The 8,657-nt window shown below is 70.4% G+C and carries 10 protein-coding genes; 5 read left to right on the top strand and 5 right to left on the bottom strand.

Going from position 1 to position 8,657, the window contains the following annotated elements:
* The 3 genes from AC1D1T_RS27035 to dapF all read right to left on the bottom strand — a co-directional run.
* On the bottom strand, positions 1-505 hold a 505-nt coding region (locus AC1D1T_RS27035), incomplete at its 3' end, for a site-specific integrase (RefSeq protein ID WP_477992837.1).
* A 22-nt stretch (positions 506-527) separates the two neighbouring features.
* Positions 528-1,205: a DUF484 family protein gene (locus AC1D1T_RS27040; RefSeq protein ID WP_047507834.1), complete on the bottom strand. Its 678-nt coding sequence runs from the start codon at positions 1,203-1,205 to the stop codon at positions 528-530.
* A 20-nt stretch (positions 1,206-1,225) separates the two neighbouring features.
* Positions 1,226-2,092 (bottom strand): diaminopimelate epimerase, encoded by an 867-nt coding sequence (dapF, locus tag AC1D1T_RS27045; protein WP_477824862.1) that lies wholly within the window; start codon positions 2,090-2,092, stop codon positions 1,226-1,228.
* 192 nt (positions 2,093-2,284) lie between these two features.
* Here dapF and AC1D1T_RS27050 point away from each other — a divergent pair, with 192 nt between their 5' ends.
* Positions 2,285-2,512 (top strand): hypothetical protein, encoded by a 228-nt coding sequence (locus AC1D1T_RS27050; protein ID WP_477824863.1) that lies wholly within the window; start codon positions 2,285-2,287, stop codon positions 2,510-2,512.
* Entirely contained in the window at positions 2,506-3,084 is a 579-nt protein-coding gene (locus AC1D1T_RS27055; RefSeq protein WP_047507826.1) for a DUF6630 family protein, read from the top strand. The genes AC1D1T_RS27050 and AC1D1T_RS27055 overlap by 7 nt, the downstream gene beginning before the upstream one ends.
* Positions 3,085-3,115: 31 nt before the next feature.
* On the opposite strand, the gene AC1D1T_RS27060 is transcribed toward AC1D1T_RS27055, so the two are convergent.
* Positions 3,116-3,994, bottom strand: coding sequence for a lysophospholipid acyltransferase family protein (locus tag AC1D1T_RS27060; RefSeq protein ID WP_047507823.1), 879 nt, complete (start codon positions 3,992-3,994; stop codon positions 3,116-3,118).
* A gap of 10 nt (positions 3,995-4,004) precedes the next feature.
* Positions 4,005-4,868, bottom strand: a complete 864-nt coding sequence (locus AC1D1T_RS27065) for a lysophospholipid acyltransferase family protein (protein ID WP_477824865.1) — start codon at positions 4,866-4,868, stop codon at positions 4,005-4,007.
* 133 nt (positions 4,869-5,001) lie between these two features.
* Here AC1D1T_RS27065 and metK point away from each other — a divergent pair, with 133 nt between their 5' ends.
* The 3 genes from metK to AC1D1T_RS27080 all read left to right on the top strand — a co-directional run bounded on the left by metK (position 5,002) and on the right by AC1D1T_RS27080 (position 8,574).
* Complete coding sequence (metK, locus tag AC1D1T_RS27070; protein ID WP_047507819.1) at positions 5,002-6,183, top strand: methionine adenosyltransferase; 1,182 nt, start codon at positions 5,002-5,004, stop codon at positions 6,181-6,183.
* A 141-nt stretch (positions 6,184-6,324) separates the two neighbouring features.
* Positions 6,325-7,323 carry a GGDEF domain-containing response regulator gene (locus AC1D1T_RS27075; RefSeq protein ID WP_465110606.1) on the top strand — a complete coding sequence of 333 codons (999 nt, stop codon included), beginning with the start codon at positions 6,325-6,327 and terminating at the stop codon, positions 7,321-7,323.
* Between the two features lie 159 nt (positions 7,324-7,482).
* Entirely contained in the window at positions 7,483-8,574 is a 1,092-nt protein-coding gene (locus AC1D1T_RS27080; protein ID WP_477829202.1) for a DNA glycosylase AlkZ-like family protein, read from the top strand.
* Positions 8,575-8,657 lie beyond the last annotated feature (83 nt).

Here is an 8,657-nt window from a genome sequence, read left to right on the forward strand (position 1 = left end):
CGCCGCTGGCCCGCACGTCCAGCCCCACCAGTTCGCCGACGCGCAGCCCGCAGCCGTACAGCAGCTCGACGATGCACTGGTCGCGGGCAGCGAGTGCCGGATCGGTGTCGTCGTCCTCGCGCGGCTCGGCCAGCGCCACCGCCTGGTCGACCGGCAGCGCCTTCGGCAGCGGCTTGGCGGCTTTCGGGGCGCGCACGCCGTCCACCGGGTTCATCGGCACCACGCCCTCGTGGCCGAGCCAGCGGTAGAAGCCGCGCCAGGCCGACAGCACCAGCGCGATGCTGCGCGAGCCCAGGCCCTGCGCATGCAGCTGCGCCGCCCAGCGCCGCACGTGGTGCACCTGGGTGGCGCGCAGCGACACCGGCTGCGCCTGCGCGAAGGCCTGCAGCCGCGCGAACGCATCGCGGTACAGCACGAGGCTGCGCGGCGCGAGCCGTCGCTCGGATTCGAGGTGGACGAGGTGACGCTGCAGGTCCGCGTCGAGTGCGGCGGACGGTGCAGTCATCGCGCGGGACCGGCCCAGGCCTTCAGGCGATCGGCAGCAGCCGCGACAGGCCGGCGCTCGCGATGTCGCCGATGCGCGACAGGAACTCGGTGCCCATGTCGGCGCTGTAGCGCGTCGGGTCCGGCGAGGCCAGCACCAGCATGCCGAAGGCCGGGTCGTCCTGGCGCACGCGCAGCGGGATCAGCGCGAGCGACATCACGGTCGAGACGTCGGCCAGCCACTGGGCCGCCTCGAAGCCGGAATTGACGCCGCAGTACGGCTGCGAGAGGCTGGCCGCGAAGCTGCGGGCATCCTCGCTCACCGCCTTGGCGAACGGCAGCACGTTGAACACGTCGGCCGCGCCCCAGATGCGGATCGCCGACTGCGGGATCATGAACTGGTGCTTCAACTCGGCCACCAGCACGTCGGGCAGGTCGCCGGGGTTGTGCGTCAGCATGATCGCGCGCGTCCAGCGGTGCAGCTTGTCGGCGATCGAGACGTTCTCGGTGCCGTGGCGGATCATCTCGATGATGCGCAGCTCGAGCCCCTTGTTCTTCTCGCGCAGCATTTCCATCTGCCGCTCCTGCAGCGACACGGCACGCTGCCCGTGCGGGCTGGTCAGCTGGACCGCTGCCAGCAGTTCGGCGTGGCGCTCGAAGAAACCCGGCGTGTTGGCCAGGTAGTTCGCGATGTCCTGTTCGGTGATGCCTTGGATGCTCACGGGTGGGCCCTTCTACGTCTCTACAGATGGATCACGCCGTCGAAGACGGTCGTGGCGGGGCCGGTCATCAGCACGGGCTGTTGAAGGTTGCCGGCGGCACCTTGCCATTCGATCGTGAGTCGGCCGCCGCGCGCATCGACATCGACGCGCGCATCCAGCAGGCCCATGCGGATGCCGGCGACCACGGCCGCGCAGGCGCCGGTGCCGCAGGCGAGCGTCTCGCCGGCGTCGCGCTCGTGCACCCGCAGCCGGATGTGCGTGCGCGACAGCACCTGCATGAAGCCGGCGTTCACCTTGCGCGGGAAGCGCGCATGCTGCTCGATCAGCGGGCCCTGCGTCGCGACCGGTGCGGTGTCGACATCGGCCACCACCTGCACCGCATGCGGGTTGCCCATCGACACCGCAGCCACCTCGACGGTGCCGGTGCCCACCGGCAGCGGCCACAGCGCGAAGCCGTTCAGCTCGCGCGGCGCCAGGCCGCTGGCGTCGAAGGGCAGCGCGGGCAGGTCGAACACCGGGGCGCCCATGTCGACGGTGACGCGGCCGTCGTCCTGCATGCGCAGTTCGAGCACCTGACGAATCGTCTCGACGCGGATCGTCGTCTTGGTGCTCAGGTTCTTGTCGTGCACGAAGCGCACGAAGCACCGTGCACCGTTGCCACACTGTTCCACTTCGTCACCGGTGGCGCCGTTGAAGATGCGGTAGCGGAAATCGATGCCGGGCGTCGCGCTGGCCTCGACCACCAGGATCTGGTCGGCGCCGACGCCGAATCGCCGGTCGCCCAGTGCGCGCAGCTGCGCGGCATCCAGCGCCAGCGGCGCCGCGGTGGCATCGAGCACGACGAAGTCGTTGCCGGCCCCCTGCATCTTCGTGAACTGCACTCTCATGGGCGGGGATTATCGCCGCGCGCCATGACAGCGGGCCGGGCAGGGTCGCCGTTCATCCCGGCCATCTGCCCGCCAGAACCCGGTTTCTCGAAAACATCTGGCCGCCTGCAAAAGGCCTGCACAAAGCGTGGCGAGCATGCCGAACCATGCCGGAGGCGATCGTCGCGCCGGCTGTTCCTTACGGGAGACGCGATGGACATGAACACCACTTTTTCTGGCGATGACACCGGCGCCCGCTGCGGGCCGCTGACGCGCGCCCCCGCCGTCCGGCTGAAGCTCGGCCGACGACGCCCGGTGCGCGCCGGCAGTCGACCCTGCACCTGCGGCCGCGCCTTCGCGCCGCCGTTGCGCGCCGACAAGCGCTGGCGCCTGGGCGGCGTGCCCTGCCTGATCCTGCGTCGGGAGGCGGTGCCATGCTGAAATTCCTGAAGCGATTTCGCCGCCGCGACGAGCAGGAGCCGATGTTCGTCAGCGTCCCCGGCGAACCCGTGCCGCCGACGACGACGGCACGCCAGCCCGATGAGGTGTCGTTGCTGGAATGGCTGCGCCTCGTGCTCGGCCACCTGTGCACCGAGGAGCGCCTGCGCTTGCAGCAGCGCGTGGTGAACGGCGTGCATGCCGGCGACGCTGTGCCGCAGGCGGTGCGCCATGCGCTGCTGGCCGAAGGCGGGCAGCAGGACGGCCAGTGGGCGATGCTGCTGGTCGGCGTCGACGAGATCGCCGACGTCGAGCGGCAGGGGCGCGAACTGGCGCGGGCCGCCGGCATTGCGGCGATCTACGGCTGGAACTGGCGCGAAGGGCGCGGCCGCACGCCGCGTGCGGCGCTGTTCGAACTGCACACCTGGCTGCTCGGCTTCGGCTTCTCGCTGCTGCAGATGGACACCGGCCGCCAGGAGCACGCGATGCTGATGACCACCGCGGGCGACGCCGAGGTCGCGCTCCGGCTGGGCAATGCGCTCGGCGCGCGGCTGACGCTGCCAAGGAGCGACTGAGCGGTGATCGCAGGCGGGGCGGGCGCCGCAGTCAGTACAGCGACGCCTCGCCCGCCGGCCGCGTCTTGAAGCGCTTGTGAACCCACAGGTACTGCGCCGGGTTCTTGCGGATCTCGTCCTCGATCCAGCGGTTCATCGCCGCGGTGTCGGCGACGGGATCGTCGCTCGGGAAGTGCGTGAACGGTTCGCCGAAGCGCACCCGGTAGCCCTGGCCGCCGGGCAGCATCTCGGCGATCACCGGCTGCACCACCATGCCGAGCGCACGCGCCATGCGCGACGGTGCGAGCAGCGTCGCGGCCGGCACCCCGAAGAACGGCACGAACGCGGCATCGCGCGCGCCGAAATCCATGTCGGGCAGGTTGAAGAAGGCGTGCCCCTTGCGGATCGCGCGGATCAGCGGCAACGCCTTGTCGCTGCGCGGAAAGATCTCCGCATGGTCGCCGAAGCGCATGCGGCCCTTGCGGATCGCCTCGTCCATCACCGGGTTGCTCTGCTGCTGGTACATCGAGCAGGCCGGGTGCTGCTGGAACAGCAGCGTCGCGACGCCGGCCACGTCCAGCCCCATGAAGTGCGGCACCAGCCACATCACCGGCCGCGGGCTGCGCTCGGCGAGCTTCACGTCGCCTTCGACGTGGATGATCCGCTTCAGCTGCGACATCGGCGCATACCAGAGCAGGCTGCGCTCGAGGATGCTGCGGCCCAGCCACTGGAAATGCTCGCGGGCGAGCGCGAACCGCTGCTGCGGGCTCCAGTCCGGGTAGCAGAGCTCCAGGTTGCGCAGCGCAACGCGCCGCCGCGAGCGCGCCAGCGCGAACAGCAGCCGCCCCAGCCCGCGTCCCAGCGCGGCCAGCAGCGGCAGTGGCAGGCAATGCAGCAGCCACATCGTTCCCAGCAGCAAGCGGGTTCCCATCGAGCGTTCTCTATTCTTTTTGCGCGGCGTCCGCCGGATGTTCGCGCGGCGCCTTGTATCGGTTGTAGCCCCACAGGTACTGGCCGGGGCACTGCAGTATCAGCTGTTCCATCGCCCGGTTGACGGCGCTGGCCGCCTCGGTCGGGTCGTCCGGCAGCGCGCCGGGGAATTCGAAGAAGCGCTGCACGTAGCCGGCACCGCGCGGCAGCCGCTCGCCCCAGGTCAGCAGCAGCGCGGCACCGGTCTGCTGCGCGAGCCGTGCCGCCAGCGTCATCGTGTAGGCCGGCTTGCCGAAGAAGGGTGCCCACACGCCCATGCCGTCGGGCGGCACCTGGTCGGGCAGCAGGCCGACCATCTCGCCGCGGCGCAGCGCGCGGATCATCTGGCGCACGCCCGACAGCGTGGCCGGCACCGCCTGCAGGTGCGGCCGGTCGCGGGCGGTCTCCTCGAGACGGCGCAGCCAGGCCTGGCGTGCCGGGCGGTACAGCACCGTGATCGGCTGCTGCGTGCCCCAGCGCTCGGCGATGGCCTGGGCCGTGATCTCGAAGCAGCCCATGTGCGGCGTGAGCAGCAGCACGCCGCGGCCGGACTCGAGCGCGCGGGCCACCAGCGCCTCGCCCTCGAAGCGCACCAGGGCGAGCACGCTGCGGTCGATCGGCCGCAGCCACAGCTTCGGCAGTTCCATCACCATGCGGCCGGCCGATGCGATCGCCGGGCGCCACGCGGGCCTGTCGAGCCCGGCCTGGGCGGCGTTTTCGACCATGCGGCGCCGGTAGCTGCCGGACAACGCGTAGCCCAGCCAGCCCAGGACGCCGCCGAGAAGATGCAAAAAGCCCAGCGAAAGCCCGGCAAACCAGCGCAATAGGGTTGTCATCTGTTTCTATAATCCCGCCATCGCCGAGTTATGAACTACTTGCGGGGCGATTCAAAAATCCTGCTAAAGCGTTCGCCGCTCGAAGAACCCTCAAGTCCGGCAACGCGGTTTTCAACCTTGCTGGAGTTTAAGAGTGTCGAACGACTTCCTTTTCACGTCCGAGTCCGTTTCTGAAGGCCACCCCGACAAGGTCGCCGACCAGATCTCCGACGCCATCCTCGACGCGATCTTCAAGCAGGACCCGCGTTCGCGTGTGGCCGCCGAGACGCTGACCAACACCGGCCTGGTCGTGCTGGCCGGCGAGATCACCACCAACGCGCACGTCGACTACATCCAGGTCGCCCGCGACACGATCAAGCGCATCGGCTACGACAACACCGAGTACGGCATCGACTACAAGGGCTGCGCGGTGATGGTCTGCTACGACAAGCAGTCCAATGACATCGCCCAGGGCGTCGACCAGGCGAGCGACGACCACCTGAACACCGGTGCCGGCGACCAGGGCCTGATGTTCGGCTACGCCTGCGACGAGACGCCCGAGCTGATGCCCGCGCCCATCTATTACGCGCACCGCCTGGTCGAGCGCCAGGCCCAGCTGCGCAAGGACGGCCGCCTGCCGTTCCTGCGCCCCGACGCGAAGAGCCAGGTGACGATGCGCTACGTCGACGGCAAGCCGCACAGCATCGACACCGTCGTGCTGTCGACCCAGCACAGCCCGGACCAGAGCGAGACGCCGAAGAAGATGAAGGCCTCGTTCAACGAAGCCATCATCGAGGAGATCATCAAGCCGGTGCTCCCGAAGGAGTGGCTGAAGGACACCAAGTTCCTGATCAACCCGACCGGCCGTTTCGTCATCGGCGGCCCGCAGGGCGACTGCGGCCTGACCGGCCGCAAGATCATCGTCGACACCTACGGCGGCGCCTGCCCGCACGGCGGCGGCGCGTTCTCGGGCAAGGATCCGAGCAAGGTCGACCGCTCGGCCGCGTATGCGGCGCGCTACGTCGCGAAGAACATCGTCGCGGCAGGCCTGGCGCGCCAGTGCCAGATCCAGGTGGCGTACGCGATCGGCGTGGCCCGCCCGATGAACGTGACGGTCTACACCGAAGGCACCGGCGTGCTCCCCGACGACAAGCTGGCCGCGCTGGTCAACGAGCACTTCGACCTGCGCCCGAAGGGCATCATCCAGATGCTCGACCTGCTGCGCCCGATCTACGAGAAGACGGCCGCCTACGGCCACTTCGGCCGCGAGGAGCCGGAGTTCAGCTGGGAAAAGACGGACAAGGCCCAGGCGCTGCGCGCAGCGGCGGGGCTGTAAGAGACGGCTTGTCAGACAGACGGGCCTGCGTGCAGTAGTGCGCGCAGCGCTGTCGGCGATCGCTACCGCGGCTTCAGCCGGCGGCGCGGCCCGCCGATATGCGGGACGAAGGCGTCGAGACCGGCGTCACCGGTCCTGCCCATGCCCCTCGCTCCTGCTGCTGCTTCCTCGCTGACCGTCCTCGTCGTCGACGACCAGCCCGGCGTGCGCGTCGCGCTCGTCGCGCAGCTCGATGCACTGGGCCACCGGGTGCTCGAAGCCGGCGACGCGACCTGGGCGCTGGAGCAGTTCCAGCGCCACCAGCCCGACCTGGTGCTGCTCGACGTCGTGATGCCCGGCCATGACGGCTACTGGCTGGCGCGCCAGATGCGCCAGGCCGAGTCCGGCCGCTGGACGCCGATCATCTTCCTGTCCGCGCGCGACCAGGAGCAGGACCTGTGGAAAGGCATCGAGAGCGGCGGCGACGATTACCTGGTGAAGCCGGTGTCGACCGTGGTGCTGGCCGCCAAGCTGCGCGCGATGACCCGGCTGCTGCAGATGCAGGCCCAGCTGATGCAGGTGTCGTCGGAGCTGCGCACCGCGAACCAGCGCCTGCAGCACCTGAGCGAACTCGACGAACTGACCGGCCTGATCAACCGCCGCGGCTTCGACCGCCTGCTGCATGCCGAGATCGGCGCCGCGCGGCGCGAGCAGCAGCCGCTGACGCTGGTGTTCTGCGACCTCGATGCGTTCAAGCCCTACAACGACACGCTAGGCCACGTGCAGGGCGACGATTGCCTGCGCCGCATCGGCGCGCTGCTGCGCGACGCCTGCCACCGGCCACGCGACCGCGCGACGCGCTACGGCGGCGAGGAGTTCGCGCTGATCCTGCCGAACACGCCGAAATCGGGCGCGATGACCTTCGCGCGCGCGATCCGCCGGATGCTGGCCGGCGTGGCGCTGCCGCACCCGGCCTCGCCGGTCGGCGGGCTGGTCACGCTGACCGGCGGCATCACCACCTGCATTCCCGACGCCCAGACCACCGCCGAAGGCATGGTGATGCGCGCCGACCAGGCCCTGTACGCCGCGAAGGCGCAGGGGCGGGACCGCTTCTTCAGCTTCGAGATGCAGCTCGACACGGTGGAGCAGCTGGAAAGATAGGGCCCCCCAGTCGCTATCGCTCCTGCCCCCGAGGGGCGCCTCCCTTCGGCCCGGCGGAGCCGGATCCTGGGGAGTGGCTTGATGGAGCGCCTCGCTTTCGCGGGCGCGGCCGAGGACTGGTGACACCAACTGGCAACCGGATGCCGCATCATTCCGGCCATGCCGATCACCCTCGACCACCTGCGGCGCTACGCCGTCGCCCGCACGCTCTTCAAGCCGACCACGCTGCTGCGCGCGATCCGCCAGCTGGGGTTCCTGCAGGCCGACCCGATCCGTTCGCCGGCGCGCGCGCAGGACCTGACGCTGCGCCACCGCGTCAAGGGCTACCGCGCGGGCGAGCTGGAGCGCCGCTACGCGAAGCTGCCGATCGAGGAGGACTGCCTCGTCAACTACGGCTTCCTGCCGCGCGAGCACCTGGCGCTGATGCACCCGCGCGTCGCCACGACGGTGTGGGACCGCGCCACGCAGCGCCGCGCCGCCGACGTGCTGGCCTTCGTGCGCGAGCGCGGCCGCGTGCACCCGCGCGAGGTCGACGATCATTTCGCGCACGGCCGCGTCACCAACTACTGGGGCGGCTCGTCGAACGCCAGCACCCACCTGCTCGACGGCATGCACTACCGCGGCATGCTGCGCGTCGTGCGGCGCGATGCGGGCATCCGCGTCTACGAGGCGGTCGAGCATGCGCCGGCCGACGACAGCCCCGGCGAACGGGCGCGCCGCGCCGCCGCGCTGCTGGAATTGATCGTGCGCAAGTACGCGCCGCTGCCGGCGCGCAGCCTGACCCACCTGACCGCGTTGCTGGGCTACGGCGCACCGCACCTGAAGACGCAGACGCAGGCGGCGATGAAGCTGGCGCGCGAGCAGCTCGCGAGCCTGCAGCTCGATGGCGTCACCTGGTACTGGCCGGCCGACGAGAACCCGGCCTCGCGCCGCCATGCGCCCGATGACGCGGTGCGGCTGCTCGCGCCGTTCGACCCGGTGGTCTGGGACCGCACCCGCTTCGAGCTGCTGTGGGGCTGGGCCTACCGCTTCGAGGCCTACACGCCGGCACCGAAGCGCAGGTTCGGCTACTACGCGCTGCCGCTGCTGTGGCACGACCGCGTGATCGGCTGGGGCAACCTGTCGATGGTCGGCGGGCGGTTGACGCAGCAGCTCGGCTACGTCGACGGCCGCGCGCCGCGCGACCCGGCGTTCAAGGCCGGGCTGGCCGACGAGATCGAGCGCATGCGCAGCTTCCTCGGRGTCGACTGAGCTTCAGCCGCCGGCCTGCAGCGGCCGCTGCCGCGCCGCGAGCGACGCCGCCAGTGCCAGCACGCCGGCCGAGGCAGCGAGCC

Source organism: Rhizobacter sp. P2_H3 (assembly GCF_056403355.1).

Excerpts from the sequence above, each read along its gene's own strand:
- AC1D1T_RS27060 (WP_047507823.1), bottom strand. The coding sequence starts at position 3,994 with ATGGGAACCCGCTTGCTGCTGGGAACGATGTGGCTGCTGCATTGCCTG.
- AC1D1T_RS27075 (WP_465110606.1), top strand. The coding sequence starts at position 6,325 with ATGCCCCTCGCTCCTGCTGCTGCTTCCTCGCTGACCGTCCTCGTCGTC.
- AC1D1T_RS27065 (WP_477824865.1), bottom strand. The coding sequence starts at position 4,868 with ATGACAACCCTATTGCGCTGGTTTGCCGGGCTTTCGCTGGGCTTTTTG.
- dapF (WP_477824862.1), bottom strand. The coding sequence starts at position 2,092 with ATGAGAGTGCAGTTCACGAAGATGCAGGGGGCCGGCAACGACTTCGTC.
- AC1D1T_RS27055 (WP_047507826.1), top strand. The coding sequence starts at position 2,506 with ATGCTGAAATTCCTGAAGCGATTTCGCCGCCGCGACGAGCAGGAGCCG.
- AC1D1T_RS27050 (WP_477824863.1), top strand. The coding sequence starts at position 2,285 with ATGGACATGAACACCACTTTTTCTGGCGATGACACCGGCGCCCGCTGC.